Below are 21,124 nucleotides of genomic sequence, written 5' to 3' on the forward strand. Positions count from 1 at the left end.
GGATCTGACAGGCGAGTCATTCAGACTCGCCGATCACTTCCATGCAGGGGAACGCATGCGTATACGCGCCACTGTGGCCGCCGTCTCCGGCGCCCTGGCACTCTCCGCTCTCGCGATGCCGGCCGCGCACGCCGCCGGCGGCTCGTCCTTCGGTACCGACGCGACGAAGCTCTTCGCGGCCGCTCACTCGACGTCCGGCAAGACCGCGTTCAGCGCCACCACCGCGGACGACGACGCTCCGTACGCCATGGACGTCACCTTCTCCGACGTCAAGATCGCCAAGGCGGTCACGGTCGGTACGACCGCCCACGTCGCCACGTCGGTCACCTACACGCTGACCCACGCCGCCGATGTCGACATCACCGCCGCGGACTTCTTCTCGGGCGCCTACATCTACAAGGGCTCCTACGACGACCCGGCCAACTTCCTGATCGGCGACGACCCGGCGAAGTGCACGGTCACCTCGGCGACCACCGCCAGCTGCAAGGGGAACATCGACATCTACCCGGGCGAGGGCGAGCTCTTCAACTCCGACGCCGGCCTCTGGCACGCCGGTGCGCTGGCCATCGCGTACAACGGCCAGGACCCGACCAGCAGCGACTTCGACATCACCAAGGTCGGCTACGCCGACCAGGGCGCCCTCGGCAGCACCCAGGTCCAGCGCCTGTCGAAGCTGACGGTCAACGCCTCCCCGGAGCCGGTCAAGAAGGGCAAGACCATCACGGTCACCGGCGCCCTGACCCGCGCCAACTGGGAGGACGGCAAGTACCACGGCTACGCCGGCCAGTCCGTGCGGCTGCAGTTCCGCAAGAAGGGCACCAGCACCTACACCAACGTCAAGGGCATCAAGTCGTCCTCGACCGGCACCCTGAAGACGACGACGAAGGCGACGGTGGACGGCTACTACCGCTTCTCCTTCGTCGGCACCTCCACGACCCCGGCGGTCAACGCGACGGGTGACTACGTCGACGTGAAGTAGCCGCACCGGGAGTAATCCCAAGGAGACGTAATCCGGTCGCAAAGGAAATAAAATCTGACCGGATTACGTCTCGCTCGTACAACCTCGCTCACCCCTCGTGGATCTGATCACCCGAGTCAACAGACTCCCTAGATCACTTGGGCCTCGCGCCCACTGTTCCCACTGGGGAATTCATGCGCATTCGTGCCACTGTGGCCGCCGTCTCCGGCGCCCTGGCCCTCTCCGCGTTCGTCGCCCCGGCCGCACACGCCGCGGGCAGCACGCCGGACGTCACCTTCTCCAACATGAAGATCAACAAGGGCAGCAGCATGGTCGTCGGCACGACCAAGGCGTCCTTCTCGGTCACGTACACCGTGACCCACGCGGCGAGCCTGCCCGCGAGCGACTTCGCCACCGGCCCGGTCATCTACCGCGGCAGCTCCGTGACGGCGCCGAGCGACCTCTTCGCCAGCGACGAGCCGGGCACCTGCACCGCCGCTTCCTCGACCGTCCTCAACTGCAAGGCCACCCTCGCCTTCACGGTCGGCGGGGACGCGGACCTGGACAACTCCGAGGCGGGCTCCTGGTCGGTCGGCGGTGTCGCCGCCGACGCGGACAGCAACGTGAAGTGGGTCGGCGGCCTGGGCACCACCAAGGTCCTGCGCGCGTCCAAGCTGACCGCCAACGCCACCCCGGAGCCGGTCAAGAAGGGCAAGACCATCACGGTCACCGGCACCCTGACCCGCGCCAACTGGGACACCAACAAGTACGGCGGCTACGGCAGCCAGTCGGTCAAGCTCCAGTTCCGCAAGAAGGGCTCCAGCACCTACACCACGCTGAAGACCATCAAGTCGTCCTCCACGGGCGCCCTGAAGACGACGACCACGGCGTCGGTCGACGGCTACTACCGCTACTCCTTCGCGGGCACCTCGACGACCCCGGCGGTCAGCGCCACGGGTGACTACGTCGACGTGCAGTAGTCCCGTAAGGGTCAGCGCTCCGTGAGGACCAGCGCCCCGTAAGGGGCGCGGGGAACTGCGCGATCAGCCCCCACCGGGCCGCGCGGTTCCCCACCACCGCATCACACCGGGTACTTCCGCTCCACCCACTTCCAGAGAAGCTCCAGCACCGCCGACCCCACCACGGCGATGCCGACGGCAGTCCACGGCATCACCACCCCCACCAGCTTCAACGCGAAGAAGCTCTGCAGCGCGGGTACGGCGAGCACGAACACGAAGGCCACGCCCATCGCGGCCACCAGGGCGATGCGCCACCACGTGTACGGGCGGGCGATGATCGCCAGCACCCACATCGAGATCAGGAACAGGGTCAGGGTCGCGGCACTGGTCTCGGCGTCCAGGGACCCGGTTCCCGTGTAGTAGTGGCGGGCGATCAGATACGTCAGGAAGGTCGCGACACCGGCCACCACTCCCCCCGGGATCGAGTACCGCATCACCCGGCGCACGAAGTGCGGCCGCGCCCGTTCCTTGTTCGGTGCCAGGGCCAGGAAGAAGGCCGGGATGCCGATGGTCAGGGTGGAGAGCAGGGTCAGGTGCCTCGGCAGGAAGGGGTATTCGACCTGCCAGCAGACCACGAGGACCGCGAGCAGTACCGAGTAGACCGTCTTGACCAGGAACAGGGTGGCGACCCGGGTGATGTTGCCGATCACCCGGCGGCCCTCGGCCACGACCGAGGGCAGCGTGGCGAAGCTGTTGTTGAGCAGGACGATCTGGGCGACCGCCCGCGTCGCCTCCGAGCCCGAGCCCATCGAGACCCCGATGTCGGCGTCCTTCAGGGCGAGTACGTCGTTCACGCCGTCGCCGGTCATCGCGACCGTGTGCCCGCGCGACTGCAACGCCCCCACCATGTCCCGCTTCTGCTGCGGGGTGACCCGTCCGAAGACGGTGCCCGAGTCGAGGGCCTCGGCCATCTCGGCCGGCTCGGCGGGCAGCCGGCGCGCGTCCACCGTCGTACCGGTGAGGCCGAGCTTGGCCGCCACCGCGCCGACCGACACCGCGTTGTCGCCGGAGATGACCTTCGCGCGGACCTCCTGGTCGGCGAAGTAGCGGAGGGTGTCGGCGGCGTCCGGGCGCAGCCGCTGCTCCAGGACCACCAGCGCGGTGGGACCGGCGCCCTGCGCCACCTCCGGGTCGTCGAGGTCCCGGGTGGCGCGGGCGAGCAGCAGCACCCGCAGCCCCTCCTCGTTGAGGCGTACGGTTTCGGCCAGTGCCGGGTCGTCGGCGCCGAGGAGCACGTCCGGCGCCCCCAGCAGCCAGGTGCTCAGCTCTCCGTCGCCCTCGCTGAAGGTCGCCCCGCTGTACTTGCGGGCGGAGGAGAAGGGCAGCGACTCCACGCACCGCCAGTCCTCGCTGTCCGGGTAGGCGTCGATGATCGCCTGCAGGGAGGCGTTGGGGCGCGGGTCGGACTCGCCGAGCGAGCCCAGCACCTTGCGCACGTATGTCTCGTCCACCCCGTCCAGCGACCGCAGCTCGGTGACGTCCATGCCGCCCTCGGTGAGGGTGCCGGTCTTGTCGAGGCAGACGGTGTCGATCCGGGCGAGGCCCTCGATCGCGGGGAGTTCCTGGACCAGGCACTGCTGGCGGCCCAGCCGGATCACGCCGATCGCGAAGGCGACGGACGTGAGCAGGACCAGACCCTCGGGGACCATCGGGACGATGCCGCCGACGGTCCGGGCGACGGCGTCCTTGAGTCCGTTGTTCTTGACCACGAGCTGGGTGGCGACCAGGCCGATCGCGGCCGGGACCATCATCCAGGTCACGTACTTGAGGATGGTCGAGATACCGGAGCGCAGCTCGGAGTGGACCAGCGTGAAGCGGGACGCCTCCTCGGCCAGCTGGGCCGCGTACGCCTCCCGGCCGACCCTGGTCGCGGCGAACGCGCCGCCGCCGGCCACCACGAAGGAGCCCGACATCACCTGGTCGCCGGGGCGTTTGACGACCGGGTCGGCCTCACCGGTGAGCAGCGACTCGTCGATCTCCAGGCCGTCGGCCTCGGCGCACACCCCGTCCACGACGATCTTGTCGCCGGGGCCGATCTCTATCAGGTCGTCGAGCACGATCCCGCTCGTGCTCACTTCGACGGCGGCCCCGTCCCGGCGCACGGTGGGCCGGGACTCGCCGATCACCGCCAGCGAGTCCAGGGTCTTCTTCGCCCGCCACTCCTGCACGATGCCGATGCCCGTGTTGGCGAGGATCACGAAGCCGAACAGGCTGTCCTGGATCGGCGCCACGACCAGCATGATCAGCCACAGCACACCGATGATCGCGTTGAACCGGGTGAAGACGTTGGCGCGCACGATCTCGCCGAACGAGCGGCTGCTGCGTACCGGTACGTCGTTCACCTGGCCGCGCGCGACCCGCTCCGCGACCTCGGCGGTTGTCAGGCCGGTCGTCCTGATCGGCGCCGGCAGCGGTACGGGATGCACAGGGTCGAGCTCGGCGCCCGCGTCGATGTGCTGCATGCCTTCGACGGTACGTGCGGATTTGCGCGTTCACCTGCCGAGTGCCCGGAAGATCCGACTGTGGGAGGAGCGAGGTCGTGCGCAGGTTGTAGACGCCGACACTCCTTGCCCACCCACCCGCCCGACGCGCTCCTCTGAAAAGCGGACCCCATCCTCCAGCCCGCCCGGCGTTTGAGGGCGAGGCCGTTCAGGGCGATGCGGCGGTGGGGCAAGGAGGGGTGCGGTCTGGCCGGCCTCGCGGTGATTCCCTACTCGGTCGCCGCGTGCAGCGCCTTGATCGCCGCGTCCCGCCTCTTCACGTAGTACACGCCGATCAGGCCGAGGCCGCCGCCGGCCAGGCAGGTCCAGATCCACCAGGTGTGGCCGTGGTCGGAGTACCAGCCGTAGAAGGGGAGCTGGGCCAGGAAGAGGACGAACCAGATGATCGTGCCGCCGATGATCGTCGGGACGACAGGGCCCTCAAGGGGCTCCGGTGCCTCGTGCTGGGGGGTCCACTTCGCCATGACGCTTAGCTTACGCACCTGCGTGGTCTACGCGCGGAGATAGCGATCTGGACATCATACGTTCATACTGAAACCGTTTGTGTTTGACCACTTCTGATCGTAGGAACCTCCAATGTCGACCCCGGCTTCCACTCAGGCCCCCGCCCCCGAACAGCCGGGTGCGACCCCCGCGTACGGCGCGCTGGATCGTTACTTCAAGATCTCCGAGCGGGGCAGCACCCTCGCCCGCGAGGTACGCGGCGGCTTCGCCACGTTCTTCGCGATGGCGTACATCATCGTGCTGAACCCGATCATCCTCGGCAGCGCGAAGGACATGTACGGCCACCAGCTCGACCATGGTCAGCTGGTCACCGCCACCGTCATCACCGCGGCCTTCACGACGCTGCTGATGGGCGTCATCGGCAACGTCCCGATCGCGCTCGCCGCAGGCCTCGGCGTGAACTCCGTCGTCGCGCTCCAGCTGGCACCCCGGATGTCCTGGCCGGACGCCATGGGCATGGTGGTGCTGGCCGGCATCGTCGTGATGCTGCTGGTCGCCAGCGGTCTGCGCGAGCGCGTGATGAACGCCGTGCCCTACAGCCTGCGTAAGGCGATCTCGATCGGTATCGGCCTGTTCATCATGCTGATCGGTCTGGTGGACTCCGGCTTCGTCACCCGCATCCCGGACGTCGCCCAGACCACCGTCCCGCTCCAGCTCGGCGCGGACGGTCACCTCAACGGCTGGCCGGTGCTCGTCTTCGTGCTCGGCGTGCTGCTCACCCTCGCGCTGATCGTCCGCAAGGTCTCCGGCGCGATCCTGATCTCGATCGTCGCGATGACCGTGCTCGCGCTGATCATCAATGCCGTCGCGCACGTGACGACCTGGGGCCTGACCGTCCCGAAGTGGCCCGGCAACCCGGCCGCCACCCCGGACTTCGGCCTGCTCGGCAAGGTCAGCCTCTTCGGCGGCTTCGGCAAGGTCGGCGTGCTGACCGGCATCCTCTTCGTCTTCACGGTCCTGCTGTCCTGCTTCTTCGACGCCATGGGCACGATCATGGGCGTCAGCGACGAGGCCAAGCTGACCGACGCCCAGGGCTACATGCCGGGCATCAACAAGGTCCTGTTCATCGACGGTGTCGCGGTCGCGGTCGGCGGTGCCAGCTCCTCCTCCGCCACCACCTGCTTCGTCGAGTCGACGGCCGGCGTCGGCGAGGGCGCCCGCACCGGCTTCGCCAACGTCATCACCGGCGGGCTGTTCGCCGTGGCGCTGTTCCTCACCCCCGTCGCCACGATGGTCCCGTCCCAGGCGGCCACCCCCGCGCTGTTCGCGGTCGGCTTCCTGATCCTGGCCGGGTCGATCAAGGAGATCGACTGGGCCGACCACACCCTCGCGATCCCGGCCTTCGTGACCATGGTGATGATGCCGTTCACCTACTCGATCACGAACGGCATCGGCATGGGTTTCATCACCTTCGTGCTGATGCGCCTGGCCGTCGGCCGGGCCAAGGAGGTCCCGGTCGCGATGTACGTGGTCTCGGCGGTGTTCGCCTTCTACTACCTGATGCCGGCCCTGGGCCTGACGTGACCTCCCGGGGTCAGGTGACCTTGACCTGGTCGCCGTAGAACCTCTCCGTCTCCTCGACGGCGGCCGAGAACCGCTCGTCGAAGTCGTTCCGAATGAGCGTCCGGACCACGTAGTCCTGGACGCTCATTCCCCTTTTCGCCGCATGACACCGGAGCCGGTCGAGCAGCTCCTTGTCTATCCGCAGGCTGAGCACACTGGTCCCCATGGATACGAGGGCGCCACATCCACGCGCCCGATGCGTCACTTTCCGGATCCAGCTCACTCGTACGGGTGACGATGCGGTTCAGTGGCCGAGGTCACGGGCATATCGGCGCGTCCGAGTGTCCTTAGTTAGAGTAATGAGTTACTCTAAAGACATGCCGGACCTTACCCATGGCGACGACGCGGCCGCCGTGAACTCCCTCCGCTCCGCCGTGATGCGACTCTCGCGACGGCTCAAGCACCAGCGGGTCGACGAGTCACTGAGCCCCACCGAGATGTCGGTGCTGGGCACTCTCTCCAACTGCGGCCAGGCCACCCCCGGTGAGCTGGCCCGCAAGGAGCATGTGCAGCCGCCCTCGATGACCCGCATCGTGGCGCTGCTGGAGGCCAAGGGACTGGTCCGACTGGAGCCGCATCCGGAGGACCGGCGCCAGAAGGTCGTCACCAGGACCGAACAGGCCGAGGCGATGCTCGAAGAGAGCCGCGCCAAGCGCAACGCGTTCCTGGCCGGCCTGGTCGACGGCCTCGACGAGGACGAGTGGGCGAAGCTCCGTGCCGCCGCCCCCGTGCTGGAGAAGCTCGCACACCTGTAAGTCCCCCATAGAAGGAGGAGGCGAATCCGTTTGAGTACGGGACCCGGAACACCTTCCGCCCCCGCACCGACCGCCCCTACTACCCCCGCAGCCCGCAGGTCCTCGATGTTCGGCTCGCTGAGGGTCAGGAACTACCGGCTGTTCTTCGCCGGCCAGGTCGTCTCGAACATAGGCACCTGGATGCAGCGCATCGCGCAGGACTGGCTGGTCCTCAGCCTCACCGGCTCGGCGACCGCCGTCGGCGTCACCACCGCCCTCCAGTTCCTGCCGATGCTGCTCTTCGGCCTCTACGGCGGGGTCCTGGTGGACCGTCTGAACAAGCGGCGGGCCCTCCTCGTCACCCAGACCTCCATGGCCCTCACCGGCATCGCGCTCGCGCTGCTGACCCTCTCCGGCCATGTCCAGGTCTGGCACGTCTACCTGGCCGCCTTCGTGGTCGGCCTCGCCACCGTCGTCGACAACCCGGCCCGCCAGTCCTTCGTCTCCGAGATGGTCGGCCCGGACCAGCTGCAGAACGCGGTCAGCCTGAACTCCGCGAACTTCCAGTCCGCCCGCCTGGTCGGCCCGGCCGTCGCCGGTCTCATGATCACCGGCGTGGGCACCGGCTGGGCGTTCCTCTTCAACGGCCTGTCCTTCGTCGCCCCCCTCGTCGGCCTGGTACTGATGCGGGCCCGCGAGCTGCACGTCGTGCAGCGGGCGCCGAGAGGAAAGGGCCAGCTGCGGGAGGGGCTGCGCTATGTCGCCGGGCGCCCGGACCTGACCTGGACCATCATCCTGATCGGGTTCATCGGCACCTTCGGCTTCAACTTCCCCGTCTACCTCTCCGCCTTCGCGGACGACGTCTTCCACGCGGGCGCCGGCTCCTACAGCCTCTTCAACACCCTGATGGCGGTCGGCTCCCTGGCCGGCGCCCTGCTCGCGGCCAGACGCGGCACGGCCAAGCTGCGGGTGATGCTCGCGGCGGCGGTGGCCTTCGGCGGGCTGGAGCTGGTCGCCGCGACCGCACCGTCCCTCTGGCTGTTCTCCCTGCTCATGGTGCCGATCGGGATGTTCGGCATGACGGTCAACGTCACGGCCAACACCACCGTCCAGATGGGCACCGACCCGGCCATGCGGGGGCGGGTGATGGCCCTCTACATGATGGTGTTCATGGGCGGCTCGCCCATCGGCGCGCCCATCGCCGGCTGGATCACGGACGCGTACGGCGTCCGGGCGGGCCTGGCGGTGGGCGGCGCCGTCGCGGCCGCGGCCGCCGTGGTGATCGGCCTGGTCCTGGCCCGGGTCGGCAACCTCCGCCTGTCGGTCGGCTGGCACGGCGGCCACCCCCGGGTGGGGTTCGTGCCCAGAGAGCCGGCAGAGCAGCAGGAACAGCTGGCACCGGCGGCGTGAGAGCCGCCTGAGACACGTACGGACCACGTACGGACCACGTACGGACGGGTACTGGCCCGGAGGCGGACTACAGCCTCCGGGCCAGTACCTGTCCCGGCCAGCTGTCGTCGCCCGCGACGGCGACGGTGAAGGTCTCGGTCGGGGTGAAGCCGTTGCTCTCGTAGAAGGCGACCAGCTTGCGGTCGTCGCCCGCGTAGCAGTCGACACGGAGCAGCGAGATCCCGGCCCGGCGGGTCTCCGCGGCCGCGTGGGCGAGCAGCGCGGCGCCGACGCCGGTGCCCTTGAACCGGCGGTCCGAGGACAGGATGTGGATGTACCGCTCGGGCTCGTCGACGGGCGCGAGGTAGGGGCCGGGCGCGTCGGTGAGGGTGAGGGTGGCGGCCGGGATCCCGTCGTACTCGGCGATGTACGGGCTGCCTTCGGCGAAGTACCGCGTGATCATCGCCACGGCCCTCGGATTCTCCGACCAGGGTGTGGTCCCCCACTGCCTGGTCCGGCCCTGGGACACCAGCCACTCCACGGCGCTGTCGAACATCCCGAGGACCGCCGGTATGTCGTCGGCGCGGCCGTCCCGGATCCTGATCTTCCCGTTGCTCTCCGTGCTCACCATGCAGTGATTCATGCCGTCGTGACGTCCTGCGCGCAACCGTTTTTTTGGCAGGGTTGCCCCATGAGACTCTTCGCAGCCGTGCTGCCCCCGCCGGAGGTGGCCGCCGAACTCGCCGCCGAGGTCGACAGGTTGAAGCGGCTGCCGGGTGCGGAGGCGCTGCGCTGGACCGGGCGCCCCGGCTGGCACTACACGCTCGCGTTCTACGGCGAGGTCGAGGACGACGTCGTACCGGCCCTGTCGGAGCGCCTCGCCCGTGCGGCCCACCGCACCCCGCCCTTCGCGCTGGCCGTCGCGGGCGGCGGGCAGTTCGGACACGGCAGGGCGCTGTGGGCGGGCGCCGACGGCGACCTGGACACCCTCCGCCTGCTGGCCGACCGCGCGGAGGCGGCGGCCCGGAAGGCGGGCCTGCCGATGGGGGAGCACCGCCGTTACAAGGCCCACCTGACGGTGGCCCGCAGCCGGGACGCGCTGGAGGTACGGCCGTACGTCGCGCTGCTCGCGGAGTTCGCGAGCCGGAGCTGGACGGTCGGGGAGCTGGCGCTGGTGCGCAGCAATCTGCCGGTGTCCGGGGTGCCGGGGGAGCAGCCGCGGTACGAGGTGGTCGACTGCTGGGGGCTCGGAGCGGGCGGTTAGGCTCGTTGCCGTGGACCCGAAGACCCGGAACCGGATCATGGCCGGTGCGCTTGTTTTGTTGTTCGTGGTGGTGGCGGTGGCGTCTGCCATGCGGTGAGAGCCGATGGGGAACTGCGGCCGGTTCCCGACCGCGGGTGGTCGGTGGCCGGTCGCGCAGTTCCCCGCGCCCCTGACGGGGCGCTGACCCTGAGGCCGGCTACCAGGCGAAGGCCTCCGGGGACGGGCCCGGGCCCGGGAAGATCTCGTCCAGGCCCGCCAGGAGCTCCGTGCTCAGTTCCAGCTCCACGGCCCGCAGCGCCGAGTCCAGCTGTTCTCCGGTGCGCGGGCCGACGATCGGGCCGGTGACGCCGGGGCGGGTGAGCAGCCAGGCCAGGGCGGCCTCGCCGGGCTCGATCCCGTGCTTGTCGAGGAGGTCCTCGTAGGCCTGGATCTGGGCGCGTGAGGTCGGGTTGGCGAGGGTGTCGGCGGCCCGGCCGCTCGCCCGGCGGCCGCCCGAGATCTCCTTCTTGATGACCCCGCCCAGCAGGCCGCCCTGAAGCGGCGACCAGGGGATGACCCCGAGGCCGTACTCCTGCGCGGCCGGGATGACCTCCATCTCGGCGCGGCGCTCGGCGAGGTTGTAGAGGCACTGCTCGCTGACCAGCCCGATGGTCCCGCCGCGCCGGGCGGCGATCTCGTTGGCCTGGGCGATCTTGTACCCGGGGAAGTTCGAGGAACCCACGTAAAGGATCTTGCCCTGCTGGACCAGTACGTCGATCGCCTGCCAGATCTCCTCGAAGGGAGTCCGCCGGTCGACGTGGTGGAACTGGTAGACGTCGATGTAGTCGGTCTGCAGCCGCTTGAGGCTGGCGTCGACCGCGCGCCGGATGTTCAGCGCGGAGAGCTTGTCGTGGTTGGGCCAGGCGTCGCCGTCGGCGGCCATGTTGCCGTACACCTTGGTGGCGAGCACGACCTTGTCGCGGTGGACGGGGCTCTTGGCGAACCAGTTGCCGATGATCTCCTCGGTCCGGCCCTTGTTGTCACCCCACCCGTACACGTTGGCGGTGTCGAAGAAATTGATGCCGGCGTCCAGCGCCGCGTCCATGATCGCGTGACTGTCGGCCTCGTCTGTCTGCGGGCCGAAGTTCATGGTGCCGAGGACGAGTCGGCTGACCTTGAGTCCGGTACGTCCGAGCTGCGTGTACTTCATGGTCACCCAGCCAACGGCGTGGAGTGCGCTCTAGGCAAGGACTTCGGGTCGGTCGGCCGGGGTGCGGGTTCCGGAACCGGACGTTCGGGGAGGCCACCCGTGCCCGGGCGAGGCGCGGTACCTCCGGCGAACGGAGTCGGCTGCCGGCCCGGGCGGGAGAGCTAGTCGGTCGGGAACTTGTCGGTCTTGAGGACGAGGTCGACCACCGTGCCGGTCAGGTCGATGTCGGTGCCGAAGTCCACCCGCGTCGGTTCGTCGTAGTCGCCGTCCTTGGGGTCGGTGTAGACGAGGCAGCGACCCTGGTAGGGGTCGGCGACGACATAGACGGGGACCTCGGCGGTCGCGTAGGCGGTCCGCTTCGGGCCGTAGTCGTTGGCGGCCGTGCCCTGAGAGATCACCTCGGCGACGAACTCCACATCCTGGTAGCGCCAGTGACCCTTGTCGTCCTGCTTGGCCGAATCCTTGAGCAGGGCCACGTCCGGGCAGAAGCCGTTCTCGTGGCCGGGGAAGTCGATGCGGACGTCCGAGAACACCATGACGTCCTCTCCGAACCTGCGTTCAAGGGCCAGCAGGAATCGGCGAATGATCTGCCAATGCGTGTTCCGCTGCGGTGTCATGTGAACGCTGCCCTCGACGATCTCGACCCTGAATCCTTCGGGGACGGGCATCCGCTCAAGGCGCTCGAACCACTCGTCCAAGCGCTCGGTGTTGGCGTCGGCGTCGGCCATCTCGATCCTGTCTTCCAAGACGGTCATCGTGGCGCTCCTCCCCGGCCACTCCACGGACGGGAGCGGCCGCGCTGTACAACGATACGCACGGTGACCGGGGAACGGCGGAATTCGGTCAGCCCGTTCCCGCCTCGTACTCCTGACCGACCCCCCACCCCTGCCACATCGCCTCCGCGAACGCCTCCGCGATCCGGTGTTCGCCGTTCGCGTTCGGGTGGGTGCCGTCGTAGGTGTCCGTATGGATGTCGTACGACTCCGGCGGCGAGGCCATGAGGATCGGGGAGCGGGGCTCGTCCAGGTCGGCCGCCGCCTTCGCCAGCAACTCGTTGAAGAGGGCCACCTGTTCCGCGAACGGCCCGTCCGACGTGGCGCGGATGTTCGGGATCACCGGCAGCAGCACCATGCGGATGCCCGCCCTGGCCTGCCGCGCGTTCGCGACGAAGTCGCGCATGTTCGCCGCCGTCTGCTCCGCGTTCGTGTAGAAGCCCAGGTCGATCAGGCCGAGGGAGACGAGGAGGACGTCGGCGCGGCAGGAGCGCACCGCCTCCCCGATCAGCGGCGCCATGTGCAGCCAGCCCTCGCCCCAGCCGGCCAGGTGGGCGCGGGGGAAGTCGGGGTCGGCGTAGGAGTACGAGACGGGCGCCTCGGCCAGCTTGTCGTACAGCGTCTCGCGCGGCCCGACCAGCGTGAAGGGGCCGCCGTACGTCTCGCACAGGTGCTGCCACATGCGGTACCGCCAGGTGTGTTCGCCCGCGCTGCCGATGGTCATCGAGTCCCCGACGGGCATGAACCTGAGCATCCGCTCATGATGGACGATCAGAGGGAGGGGTGGGGTGTGAGGACCGACACGTCCCCCGCGGCCGGACACAGCACGGGATGGCAGGCTTGGGCCCATGCGTCCACGATCGCTCGCCCTCCTCGCCGGTGTCCTGCTCACGGGTGCCCTCGCCGCCGCGCCCGCCTCCGCCGCCGACGGCACCGGCGACAAGGGGTTCACGATCACGGATCCGCGCATCGCCGAGTCCAGCGGTCTCGCCGCCTCGCACCTGCACCCCGGCATCTACTGGACGCACAACGACAGCGGCGACGGGCCTTACATCTACGCCGTCGACAGCGCGACCGGGAAGACCGTCGCGAGGATCACGCTCAGCGGTGTCGGCACGCCCCGTGACGTCGAGGCCATCTCCATCGGCCCCGACAACCAGATCTACGTCGGCGACATCGGCGACAACCTCGACGGCAGCTGGCCGTACGTCTGGATCTACCGGCTGCCCGAGCCGAAGAAACTGGTCGACCAGACCGTCCGGGCCACGCAGTACGTCGTCAAGTACTCCAACGGCGCGCGGAACGCCGAGTCGCTGATCGTCCACCCCAAGACCGGGCGGGTGTACATCATCGACAAGAAGGAGGACGGCGGGCATCTGTACGAGGGCCCGGCGACCCTTTCCCCGACGGGTACGAACATCTTCAAGCCCGTCGCCGCGGTCGACCTCTGGGCCACCGACGCCGCCTTCTCGCCCGACGGAGAGCAGCTCGCCGTACGCGGCTACTTCGGCGGCATCTACTACGACTGGAACGGCGGCGCGATCAAGCGTGAGGGGCGGCTCGACGTGCCGCTCCAGAAGCAGGGCGAGTCGGTCAGCTACTCCGCCGACGGCACCAGGCTGATGTACGGGAGCGAGGGGGCCGACAGCCCGGTGCAGGCCGAGGACGTGCCAGGGGGGTCGGGCAAGGCGTCGCCGTCGGGTGGCGGGAGTTCGGCGGCCGCGAGCAAGGACGACAGCGGGTCCGTGGGGGGCGGGGCCAAGGTCGGTGCCGTCGTCGTCGGGGTCGCCCTGCTCGCTTTTTTTGGCCTGCGGCGGCTGCGGCGCCCGACTGCGCGCCGTCACTGACCCCTCTCCGTGCGTCACCCGTCCGGCTCACCGGCACGGCGGCGGCGCGCCGGTCCCTGCAGGCTGGGAAACGTCCCGCGGGACGGGGGCGGCAACAGGCGATCGGGTCCCGCTTCACGGAATGGGAGCACCCATGCGCCGCAACGTCCTGCGCCTGGCCGGGAACGTCTGCCTGCTCACGGCAGCCCTGGGCCTGACCGTCCCGGTGACCGCCGGCACCGCCACCGCCGAGCCCACCCGGACGGTCCGGGCCGCGGCCGCCGCCCTCCCGCAGTTCCGCTCGGTCAGGCTGCCGATCAGCGGCACCTTCACCGGCCCGAGCGAGAGCATCGCGGTCAAGGGCACCCTCGACGTCACCGTCATCACCCTCCCCAACGCCGCCGGCGGCGGCACCGCCCAGATCATCAGCAGCCTGGACGACACCACCGGTACCGGCCTCACCAGCAACGGGAAGTACTACCTCGTCGGTGCCCAGCGGATCAACGCCCCCTTCTCGGCGGCGGCGACCACGACGCTCAACGTCAAGCCGACCTTCCTGCTGGTCCCGCCCACGGGCGCGCCCAGCAGGGTCCAGCCCGTCACGGTCACGGTCACCGTCGCCAGCACCGGGGCGATCGGCGCCATCAGCGCCACGGTCGGCCCCTGACGCCGGGCACGGCCGGCCACCGCCCGGGACGGGGGTGTGCCGGCGGTGACGTGCGCGGCGCGTGAGGCGGTGGTCGTCACCCGGGTGGCGGACCGCGATGCCCGAAATACACGGCTCTGGGCGCCGGTGCAGCAGGCTGTTCCCGCCGGTCGTCGACAGGGGCGGCCGGACACCGCACCACGACGGCTGATGGAGCTGACATGTCCCACGTGCCCGCCGACCTCCGCTACACCGACGACCACGAGTGGATCCGCACCGAGGCCGACGGCAGCCTGGCCGTCGGCATCACCGATCACGCGCAGAAGAACCTCGGCGACATCGTCTTCTTCGAGCTGCCCGAAGTCGGCAGGAAGATCCAGGCGGGTCACCCCGTCGGCACGGTGGAGTCGGTCAAGGCGGCGTCCGACATCTTCAGTCCGTTCGACGGCGAGGTGATCGCGGTCAACCAGGACGTCGTGGAGAGCCCCGAGGACGTCAACGCCGAGCCCTACGGCATGTGGCTCTTCAAGATCAGGGCCAAGGGCGGGGCGTCGTCCAACGGGCTGCTCGACGCCAAGGCGTACCAGAAGCTCGTCGACGGGGAGTGAAAGCCCGAGGGGCGCCCGGTGTACCCGCACCGGGCGCCCCTCGTCGTGCCCGGCGCTCAGCCCCGCACCGGCATGATCCCGTGCAGGCGGCGTGGTTTGGGGGCGTCCAGCAGGCTGACGCCGTTGTAGACGCGGCTCTTGACGAAGAGCACGGGAGCGGCGACGAACGTGACGAAGACCGAGATGACGCTGACCGGGAACAGGGTGGGCAGCGACTGGCCCTCGGGCAGCGTCTTGCCGCCCTCGTGGACGGCGTAGGCGAAGGCCGCGAAGAAGACGATCGCGCAGAGGGCGGCCAGGGTCCGCAGGACGACCCTGGTCCGGCGGGTGCGGGCCTCGGTGCGGACCTCGGCCAGCAGGGACGCGTCGCAGACGGGGCAGGTGAGCTCCACGGTCTGCTTGCCGGACTGCGGCCGGCGTACCCGGAAGACGTTGTCCTTCCAGATGATGCGGCGGGTGCGGACGAGGAAGCCCGTGACCTTGTCGCTCAGGATGTGGCGCACCGCTACCTCGACGGTGCCCGGTATCGGTCTGTTCATGTACGCGTGGATCTCCTTCGTCGCATGGGGCACACAGTGTCCGGTGTGCGACGAAGGAGACTCAACTGTCCGCGGCAGGCTTTGCCTTGATCATGCCTGCCGGGTAAACCAGCAGCTTGTTACGGGAGTTGCCGGTCCCTTACAGCTTCTCGATCACGTAGTCGACGCACTTCGTCAGCGCCTCGACGTCCGCCGGGTCGATCGCCGGGAACATCGCGATGCGCAGCTGGTTGCGGCCGAGCTTGCGGTAGGGCTCGGTGTCGACGATGCCGTTGGCGCGCAGCACCTTGGCGACGGCGGCCGCGTCGATCTCGTCGGCGAAGTCGATCGTGCCGATGACCTGCGAGCGCTTGGCCGGGTCGGCGACGAACGGGGTGGCGTACTTGCTCTCCTCCGCCCACGTGTACAGGCGGGTCGAGGAGTCCTTCGTACGGCCGGTGGAGAAGGCGAGGCCGCCCTGGCCGTTCAGCCACTCCAGCTGCTGGTTGAGCAGGAAGAGGGTGGCGAGGGCCGGGGTGTTGTACGTCTGGTTCTTGCGGGAGTTGTCGATCGCCGTGGGGAGGCTGAAGAACTCCGGGACGTGGCGGCCGGACGCGTGGATGCGCTCGGCGCGCTCGATCGCGGCCGGGGAGAAGACGCCGATCCACAGGCCGCCGTCGGAGGCGAAGGACTTCTGCGGGGCGAAGTAGTACACGTCGGTCTCGGCGATGTCGACCGGGAGGCCGCCGGCGCCGGAGGTGGCGTCCACGAGGACCAGCGCGCCCTCGTCGGCGCCCGCGACCCGCCTGATCGGCATGGCGACACCGGTCGAGGTCTCGTTGTGCGTGAACGCGTACGCGTCGACGCCCGCCTCGGCCTGCGGCTCCGGGTGGGTGCCCGGGTCGGAGGCGATGACGGTGGGCTCGGCCAGCCAGGGGGCGAGCTTGGCGGCCTTGGCGAACTTGGACGAGAACTCGCCGAAGTTCAGGTGCTGCGACTTGTTGTCGATCAGGCCGTGGGTGGCGACGTCCCAGAAGGCGGTGGAGCCGCCGTTGCCGAGGACGACCTCGTAGCCCTCCGGCAGGGAGAACAGGGCGCTGATGCCCTCGCGGACCTGGCCGACCAGGTTCTTCACCGGGGCCTGGCGGTGGGAGGTGCCCAGCAGGGAGGTACCGGTGGCGGCCAGCGCGTCCAGCGCTTCCGTCCGCACCTTGGAGGGGCCCGCGCCGAAGCGTCCGTCGGCGGGCTTGATGTCAGCGGGGATCTGGATGTCAGCCACGGGGTGAGGTTAGCCGGTGGAGGAAACCTGGGTGAAACCTCGTCCGTCGGGTGAGACGCGTGGGTGTGCGCCCGTGCGGTCCATATCGCCGGCCGGGCTGATTGAGTGGACGCATGTCGGAATTCTCGGAGCTCGAGGCGGAACTGCGCGGCGCCGTCCGGGGTGAGGTCGGCTTCGATGTCACGTCCCGGGCGCTGGTCACCATGGACGCGTCCAATTACCGGCGGGTTCCGGTGGGAGCGGTGGCCCCTCGGGACGCGGACGACGTGGCGGCCGTACTGGAGGTGTGCCGGACCCACGGCGTGCCGGTGGTCGCCCGGGGCGGCGGCACCTCGATCGCGGGGCAGGCGACCGGCACGGGCGTGGTCCTGGACTTCACCCGGCACATGAACCGGCTCCTCGCCCTCGACCCGGCCACCCGTACGGCCGTCGTCCAGCCGGGGCTGGTCCTGGACCGTCTCCAGGAGGCCGCGGCCCCGCACGGCCTGCGCTTCGGCCCGGACCCCTCCACGCACGGCCGCTGCACGCTCGGCGGGATGATCGGCAACAACTCCTGCGGGTCGCACAGCGTGGCCTGGGGTACGACGGCGGACAGCGTCCGGGAGCTGGACGTGATCACCGCGCGGGGCCGGCGGCTGCGGCCGGGGCGGGACTGGGCCGGGGCACCGCGAGGGCTGCGGGAGCTGGTGGAGGGGGAGTTGGCGCGGCTGCGCACGGGCTTCCCGGACCTCCCCCGCCGTATCTCCGGCTACGCCCTGGACGCTCTCCTCCCCGAGAAGGGCGCGGACGTCGCCCGCTCCTTCTGCGGTTCGGAGGGCACGCTCGGGATCGTCACGGAGGCGACCGTAGGGCTCGTGGAGTCGCCGCGCGCGCGTGCGCTGGCCGTGCTGGGGTACGCCGACGAGAGCGCGGCGGCGGAGGCGGCGGCGGGGCTGCTGGGCTGTGCACCGCTGACGGTGGAGGGCATGGCGGCCGACCTGGTGCCGTCCGCCACGGGCCTTCCGCGGGGCGGCGCGTGGCTGTTCGTGGAGACCGGCGGGGAGTCGGCGGCGGAGGCACGCGCGCGTGCGGAGGCGGTCGTGCGGGCGGCGGATGTCCTGGACTCGCTGGTCGTCACGGACGCGGCCGGGCAACGCGCGCTCTGGCGCATCCGCGAGGACGCGGCCGGTACGGCGACGCGGCTGCCGGACGGCAGCGAGGCCTGGCCGGGGTGGGAGGACTGCGCGGTACCACCGGCCCGCCTGGGCGCGTACCTGCGTGACTTCCGTGCCCTGCTGACCGCGCACGGTCTGCGCGGCACCCCCTACGGCCACTTCGGCGACGGCTGTGTCCACGTCCGTATCGACTTCGACCTGCTGAGCGAGGCGGGCGTGGCCCGTTTCCGCCGCTTCTCGGAGGAACTCGCGGACGTGGTGGTGGCGCACGGCGGCTCCCTGTCCGGGGAGCACGGGGACGGCCAGGCGCGGGCGGAACTCCTTCCGAAGATGTACGGCGACGAACTGGTGGCGCTCTTCGCGCGGGCGAAGGGGATCTGGGACCCGGACGACCTCCTCAACCCGGGCGTACTGGTCAGGCCCGCCCCCCTGGACGCGAACCTCCGCTTCGCCGTCCTGCCCCGCGAGCCGGTGCCGGTGGCCTTCGGCTACCCCGCCGACGGCGGCGACTTCTCGGCGGCGGTCCGCCGCTGCGTGGGCGTGGCGAAGTGCCGTACGACCGGGCCGTCCGGCGCATCCGTCATGTGCCCGTCCTTCCGGGCCACCGGCGAGGAGGAGCACTCGACACGCGGCCGGGCCCGGCTGCTGCACGAGATGCTGGCGGGCGAGCTGGTGACGGACGGCTGGCGCTCGACGGAGGTCCGGGACGCCCTCGACCTCTGTCTGTCCTGCAAGGGCTGCCGGTCGGACTGCCCGGTCGGGGTGGACATGGCCACGTACAAGGCGGAGTTCCTGCACCAGCACTACGCGGGCCGGCGCCGCCCGGCAGCCCACTACAGCATGGGATGGCTGCCGAGGTGGCTGCGCCTGGTGGCCCGGACCCGCACGGCGGCGGTCGTCAACACGTTCGCCTCCGTACGACCGCTGGCGGCGCTCGCCAAGCGGCTGGGCGGCATCGCACCGGAGCGGAGGATCCCGCGCCTCGCGGCCGAGCCCTTCAGCCGGTGGGAGCGGCGGCGGCAGCGCGGGCGCCTGCGCGCGTGGCGGGCGCAGGCGCGGGCGGGACGGCGGCCGGACCTCCCGGGGCGGATGGCGTTCCTGTGGCCGGACACCTTCACGGAGCATCTGTCGCCGCAGGTGGGCCGGGCGGCCGTACGGGTGCTGGAGGCGGCGGGCGTGGGGGTGGTGCAGCTGCCGGCACGGCGGTGGAAGGCACGGCGATCGGACGCAGGCGGGCTGGACGGCTACGGCATGTCCCTGCTGAATCCGCGCCGGACCCGCGCCTGCTGCGGCCTCACGTACCTCTCGACGGGCCAACTGGACCGGGCCCGCGCGGTGTTGCGCGAGACGCTGGACCTGCTCGAGCCGTTTCTGCTGCTGCCGTCGGACCTGGACGTGGACGCGGGCGCGGGCCCCGACCCGGAGCCGGAGCCGGAGCCGGACGACGAGTTTCCGTACCCCCCGCCGTTCGTCGTCCTGGAGCCCAGCTGTGCTGCCGCCCTCCGTGCCGACCTGCCGGAGCTGCTTCCGGACGACCCCCGGGCGGCCCGTCTCGCCGCGAGGGTGCTCACCTTCGCGGAGGCGCTGGAACGCCTGGCCCCCGACTGGTCCCCGCCCCGCCTGGAGCGCCCGGTCACCGGGCAGACCCACTGCCACCAGCACGCGGTGCTCGGCGACGCCCCGGACCGCCGTCTCCGCGAGGCCGCCGCCCTCACCGGCGACCTGGTCGGCGGCTGCTGCGGCCTGGCAGGCAACTTCGGCTTCGAGAAGGGCCACTTCGAGGTGTCGAAGGCCTGCGCGGAGGATCAGCTGCTGCCGGCGGTGCGGGCGGCGGAGCCGGGCACGGTGGTCCTCGCCGACGGCTTCTCGTGCCGGACGCAGCTGGAGCAACTGGCCGGGGTGCGGGGGAGACACCTGGCGGAGGTGCTGGCGGAGGGGCTGGAGGGGGAGGGGAAGTGACGGGCGACGCAACCGAGTCGGGCCGGGTGGCGGTGCTCTCGGACATCCACGGGGTGCTACCGGCGCTGGAGGCGGTGCTGGCGGAGCCGGACGTGGCCACGGCCGACCGCATCGTCCTCACCGGCGACATCACGGCGGGCCCGCAGCCCGCCGAGACGATCGACGCGCTGCGCGCACTGGGCGACCGGGTGCTGTGGCTGTCGGGGAACGCCGACCGGGAGCTGGTGGAGTACCGCAGGGGAGAGCGCGCCGAGATCCCGGACCCGATAGGCCCGTTCGCGGCGGACGCGCTCCGCGACGACCAGGTCGACTTCCTGGCCGCCCTCCCAGGGACGGCCACCCTGACGATCCGGGGCCTCGGCCGGGTCCTCTTCTGCCACGCGACCCCGCGCGACGACGAGGAGATCGTGCTGGTCGACTCCCCTCTGGACCGCTGGGCGGAGGTCTTCTCCGCCGTCGCCCCCGACATCGGCACGGTCGTCTGCGGCCACACCCACATGCCCTACATCCGCCTCGCCCACGGCCGCCTGGTCGTCAACCCCGGCAGCGTCGGCATGCCGTACGGCCGCCCCGGCGCCCACTGGTGCCTCCTCGGCCCCGGCACCGACCTGCGCGTCACGCCGTACGACATCCCGGCGGCCGTCGCCCGGGTCGTGGCGGAGTGCGCCTACCCCGGGATCGGGGAATGGGCCGACTACTTCCTGCGGGCCCGGGCGTCGGACGGGGAGGCGCTCGGGGTGTTCGGGGCGGCGCGATAGCGGGCGAGGGCCTCGCGGGCGTCCGGGACGAAGGAGTCGCGGGCGGCCAGGGCGGAGAGTTCGGAGTCCGTCACCCATGCGTGCCAGGCGACCTCCGAGGGGTCGGGGCGGACCGGTCCCGTGACGACGACCTCGTGCAGGCCGAGCCAGTAGGGGGAGATCGCGCCCTCGCACCGGAACTTGAGCACGAAGCGGGGCCGGGCCGGGACGCCCAGTTCCTCGGCCAGTTCCCGTGCGGCGGCCTCCTCGTACGACTCACCGGTGTCCACGGCCCCGCCGAGCATCCAGTTGACCTGCCCGGCGAAGCGGGGGTGGGTGTCGGCCCTGCGGTGCACGAGGAACCGCCCGTCGGCGTCCCGGCACACGACCGTCGCGATCCGGTGCAGCAGCCGGTGCCGGATCGCCGCACCCCGCTCCACCACACCCACCACTTGATCCCACTCGTCCACCTGATCGACCAGTTCACCCATGGCGACACGATG

At 70.5% G+C, this 21,124-nt stretch carries 21 protein-coding genes; 11 read left to right on the forward strand and 10 right to left on the reverse strand.

Going from position 1 to position 21,124, the window contains the following annotated elements:
* The first annotated feature begins 55 nt into the window (after positions 1-55).
* Both KVT45_RS11570 and KVT45_RS11575 read left to right on the forward strand, forming a co-directional pair.
* On the forward strand, positions 56-979 hold the full coding sequence (locus KVT45_RS11570) for a hypothetical protein (protein WP_217546573.1): 924 nt from the start codon (positions 56-58) through the stop codon (positions 977-979).
* A 173-nt stretch (positions 980-1,152) separates the two neighbouring features.
* Positions 1,153-1,938 carry a hypothetical protein gene (locus tag KVT45_RS11575; RefSeq protein WP_217546574.1) on the forward strand — a complete coding sequence of 262 codons (786 nt, stop codon included), beginning with the start codon at positions 1,153-1,155 and terminating at the stop codon, positions 1,936-1,938.
* Positions 1,939-2,039: 101 nt separating this feature from the next.
* Here KVT45_RS11575 and KVT45_RS11580 read toward each other — a convergent pair whose 3' ends face one another.
* Positions 2,040-4,439 (reverse strand): cation-translocating P-type ATPase, encoded by a 2,400-nt coding sequence (locus KVT45_RS11580; RefSeq protein ID WP_217546576.1) that lies wholly within the window; start codon positions 4,437-4,439, stop codon positions 2,040-2,042.
* A gap of 248 nt (positions 4,440-4,687) precedes the next feature.
* Positions 4,688-4,942: a DUF2530 domain-containing protein gene (locus KVT45_RS11585; RefSeq protein ID WP_217546577.1), complete on the reverse strand. Its 255-nt coding sequence runs from the start codon at positions 4,940-4,942 to the stop codon at positions 4,688-4,690.
* 112 nt (positions 4,943-5,054) lie between these two features.
* Here KVT45_RS11585 and KVT45_RS11590 point away from each other — a divergent pair, with 112 nt between their 5' ends.
* Positions 5,055-6,506 carry an NCS2 family permease gene (locus KVT45_RS11590; protein WP_217546579.1) on the forward strand — a complete coding sequence of 484 codons (1,452 nt, stop codon included), beginning with the start codon at positions 5,055-5,057 and terminating at the stop codon, positions 6,504-6,506.
* A gap of 10 nt (positions 6,507-6,516) precedes the next feature.
* Here KVT45_RS11590 and KVT45_RS11595 read toward each other — a convergent pair whose 3' ends face one another.
* Complete coding sequence (locus KVT45_RS11595) at positions 6,517-6,711, reverse strand: BrnA antitoxin family protein (RefSeq protein ID WP_217546580.1); 195 nt, start codon at positions 6,709-6,711, stop codon at positions 6,517-6,519.
* A 151-nt stretch (positions 6,712-6,862) separates the two neighbouring features.
* Between KVT45_RS11595 and KVT45_RS11600 the strand changes: the two genes are divergently transcribed.
* Together KVT45_RS11600 and KVT45_RS11605 are read left to right on the forward strand one after the other, a co-directional pair.
* A complete protein-coding gene (locus tag KVT45_RS11600; protein WP_189264283.1) occupies positions 6,863-7,300 on the forward strand; it encodes a MarR family winged helix-turn-helix transcriptional regulator in 438 nt (145 codons plus the stop codon).
* 30 nt (positions 7,301-7,330) lie between these two features.
* Positions 7,331-8,689, forward strand: a complete 1,359-nt coding sequence (locus KVT45_RS11605) for an MFS transporter (RefSeq protein WP_217546582.1) — start codon at positions 7,331-7,333, stop codon at positions 8,687-8,689.
* A gap of 67 nt (positions 8,690-8,756) precedes the next feature.
* Here the strand turns inward: KVT45_RS11605 and KVT45_RS11610 are convergent, their stop codons facing one another.
* Entirely contained in the window at positions 8,757-9,299 is a 543-nt protein-coding gene (locus tag KVT45_RS11610; RefSeq protein ID WP_217546584.1) for a GNAT family N-acetyltransferase, read from the reverse strand.
* Between the two features lie 60 nt (positions 9,300-9,359).
* On the opposite strand from KVT45_RS11610, the gene thpR reads away from it, so the two are divergent.
* The gene (gene thpR, locus KVT45_RS11615; RefSeq protein WP_217546585.1) at positions 9,360-9,932 is read left to right on the forward strand and encodes an RNA 2',3'-cyclic phosphodiesterase; all 573 of its coding nucleotides are present in this window, start codon (positions 9,360-9,362) and stop codon (positions 9,930-9,932) included.
* Positions 9,933-10,128: 196 nt separating this feature from the next.
* Here the strand turns inward: thpR and KVT45_RS11620 are convergent, their stop codons facing one another.
* The 3 genes from KVT45_RS11620 to KVT45_RS11630 form a co-directional block, all read right to left on the reverse strand.
* Positions 10,129-11,121, reverse strand: coding sequence for an aldo/keto reductase (locus KVT45_RS11620; RefSeq protein ID WP_217546587.1), 993 nt, complete (start codon positions 11,119-11,121; stop codon positions 10,129-10,131).
* A 161-nt stretch (positions 11,122-11,282) separates the two neighbouring features.
* Positions 11,283-11,876, reverse strand: coding sequence for a Uma2 family endonuclease (locus KVT45_RS11625; RefSeq protein ID WP_217546589.1), 594 nt, complete (start codon positions 11,874-11,876; stop codon positions 11,283-11,285).
* A gap of 88 nt (positions 11,877-11,964) precedes the next feature.
* Positions 11,965-12,648, reverse strand: coding sequence for a GDSL-type esterase/lipase family protein (locus KVT45_RS11630; RefSeq protein ID WP_217546591.1), 684 nt, complete (start codon positions 12,646-12,648; stop codon positions 11,965-11,967).
* 94 nt (positions 12,649-12,742) lie between these two features.
* Here KVT45_RS11630 and KVT45_RS11635 point away from each other — a divergent pair, with 94 nt between their 5' ends.
* From KVT45_RS11635 to gcvH, 3 genes are all read left to right on the forward strand, one after another.
* Positions 12,743-13,741, forward strand: a complete 999-nt coding sequence (locus KVT45_RS11635) for a WD40 repeat domain-containing protein (RefSeq protein WP_217546593.1) — start codon at positions 12,743-12,745, stop codon at positions 13,739-13,741.
* Positions 13,742-13,874: 133 nt separating this feature from the next.
* A complete protein-coding gene (locus KVT45_RS11640; RefSeq protein ID WP_217546595.1) occupies positions 13,875-14,387 on the forward strand; it encodes a hypothetical protein in 513 nt (170 codons plus the stop codon).
* A 200-nt stretch (positions 14,388-14,587) separates the two neighbouring features.
* Entirely contained in the window at positions 14,588-14,974 is a 387-nt protein-coding gene (gene gcvH, locus KVT45_RS11645) for a glycine cleavage system protein GcvH (protein ID WP_217546596.1), read from the forward strand.
* A 56-nt stretch (positions 14,975-15,030) separates the two neighbouring features.
* Here the strand turns inward: gcvH and KVT45_RS11650 are convergent, their stop codons facing one another.
* Together KVT45_RS11650 and serC are read right to left on the reverse strand one after the other, a co-directional pair.
* The gene (locus KVT45_RS11650) at positions 15,031-15,513 is read right to left on the reverse strand and encodes a hypothetical protein (protein ID WP_217546598.1); all 483 of its coding nucleotides are present in this window, start codon (positions 15,511-15,513) and stop codon (positions 15,031-15,033) included.
* 139 nt (positions 15,514-15,652) lie between these two features.
* Positions 15,653-16,771 (reverse strand): phosphoserine transaminase, encoded by a 1,119-nt coding sequence (gene serC / locus KVT45_RS11655; RefSeq protein WP_217546599.1) that lies wholly within the window; start codon positions 16,769-16,771, stop codon positions 15,653-15,655.
* A gap of 113 nt (positions 16,772-16,884) precedes the next feature.
* Here serC and KVT45_RS11660 point away from each other — a divergent pair, with 113 nt between their 5' ends.
* Together KVT45_RS11660 and KVT45_RS11665 are read left to right on the forward strand one after the other, a co-directional pair.
* Positions 16,885-19,884 carry an FAD-binding and (Fe-S)-binding domain-containing protein gene (locus KVT45_RS11660; RefSeq protein WP_217546601.1) on the forward strand — a complete coding sequence of 1,000 codons (3,000 nt, stop codon included), beginning with the start codon at positions 16,885-16,887 and terminating at the stop codon, positions 19,882-19,884.
* Positions 19,881-20,642 (forward strand): metallophosphoesterase, encoded by a 762-nt coding sequence (locus KVT45_RS11665; RefSeq protein WP_217546603.1) that lies wholly within the window; start codon positions 19,881-19,883, stop codon positions 20,640-20,642. Before KVT45_RS11660 ends, KVT45_RS11665 begins: the two co-directional genes overlap by 4 nt.
* Here the strand turns inward: KVT45_RS11665 and KVT45_RS11670 are convergent.
* A complete protein-coding gene (locus KVT45_RS11670; protein ID WP_217546605.1) occupies positions 20,579-21,112 on the reverse strand; it encodes an NUDIX hydrolase in 534 nt (177 codons plus the stop codon). The two genes, KVT45_RS11665 and KVT45_RS11670, sit on opposite strands and share 64 nt — an antisense overlap.
* Between the last annotated feature and the right edge of the window lie 12 nt (positions 21,113-21,124).

The organism is Streptomyces sp. GbtcB6, assembly GCF_019091475.1.
GTDB classification, from domain to species: domain Bacteria; phylum Actinomycetota; class Actinomycetes; order Streptomycetales; family Streptomycetaceae; genus Streptomyces; species Streptomyces hyaluromycini.

Coding starts and splice junctions, on each gene's coding strand:
- KVT45_RS11570 (WP_217546573.1), top strand. CDS start 56: ATGCGTATACGCGCCACTGTGGCCGCCGTCTCCGGCGCCCTGGCACTC.
- KVT45_RS11640 (WP_217546595.1), top strand. CDS start 13,875: ATGCGCCGCAACGTCCTGCGCCTGGCCGGGAACGTCTGCCTGCTCACG.
- KVT45_RS11650 (WP_217546598.1), bottom strand. CDS start 15,513: ATGAACAGACCGATACCGGGCACCGTCGAGGTAGCGGTGCGCCACATC.
- KVT45_RS11660 (WP_217546601.1), top strand. CDS start 16,885: ATGTCGGAATTCTCGGAGCTCGAGGCGGAACTGCGCGGCGCCGTCCGG.
- KVT45_RS11590 (WP_217546579.1), top strand. CDS start 5,055: ATGTCGACCCCGGCTTCCACTCAGGCCCCCGCCCCCGAACAGCCGGGT.
- gcvH (WP_217546596.1), top strand. CDS start 14,588: ATGTCCCACGTGCCCGCCGACCTCCGCTACACCGACGACCACGAGTGG.
- KVT45_RS11575 (WP_217546574.1), top strand. CDS start 1,153: ATGCGCATTCGTGCCACTGTGGCCGCCGTCTCCGGCGCCCTGGCCCTC.
- KVT45_RS11670 (WP_217546605.1), bottom strand. CDS start 21,112: ATGGGTGAACTGGTCGATCAGGTGGACGAGTGGGATCAAGTGGTGGGT.
- KVT45_RS11620 (WP_217546587.1), bottom strand. CDS start 11,121: ATGAAGTACACGCAGCTCGGACGTACCGGACTCAAGGTCAGCCGACTC.
- KVT45_RS11635 (WP_217546593.1), top strand. CDS start 12,743: ATGCGTCCACGATCGCTCGCCCTCCTCGCCGGTGTCCTGCTCACGGGT.
- KVT45_RS11585 (WP_217546577.1), bottom strand. CDS start 4,942: ATGGCGAAGTGGACCCCCCAGCACGAGGCACCGGAGCCCCTTGAGGGC.
- KVT45_RS11610 (WP_217546584.1), bottom strand. CDS start 9,299: ATGGTGAGCACGGAGAGCAACGGGAAGATCAGGATCCGGGACGGCCGC.
- thpR (WP_217546585.1), top strand. CDS start 9,360: ATGAGACTCTTCGCAGCCGTGCTGCCCCCGCCGGAGGTGGCCGCCGAA.
- KVT45_RS11595 (WP_217546580.1), bottom strand. CDS start 6,711: ATGGGGACCAGTGTGCTCAGCCTGCGGATAGACAAGGAGCTGCTCGAC.
- KVT45_RS11625 (WP_217546589.1), bottom strand. CDS start 11,876: ATGACCGTCTTGGAAGACAGGATCGAGATGGCCGACGCCGACGCCAAC.
- KVT45_RS11600 (WP_189264283.1), top strand. CDS start 6,863: ATGCCGGACCTTACCCATGGCGACGACGCGGCCGCCGTGAACTCCCTC.
- KVT45_RS11580 (WP_217546576.1), bottom strand. CDS start 4,439: ATGCAGCACATCGACGCGGGCGCCGAGCTCGACCCTGTGCATCCCGTA.
- KVT45_RS11630 (WP_217546591.1), bottom strand. CDS start 12,648: ATGCTCAGGTTCATGCCCGTCGGGGACTCGATGACCATCGGCAGCGCG.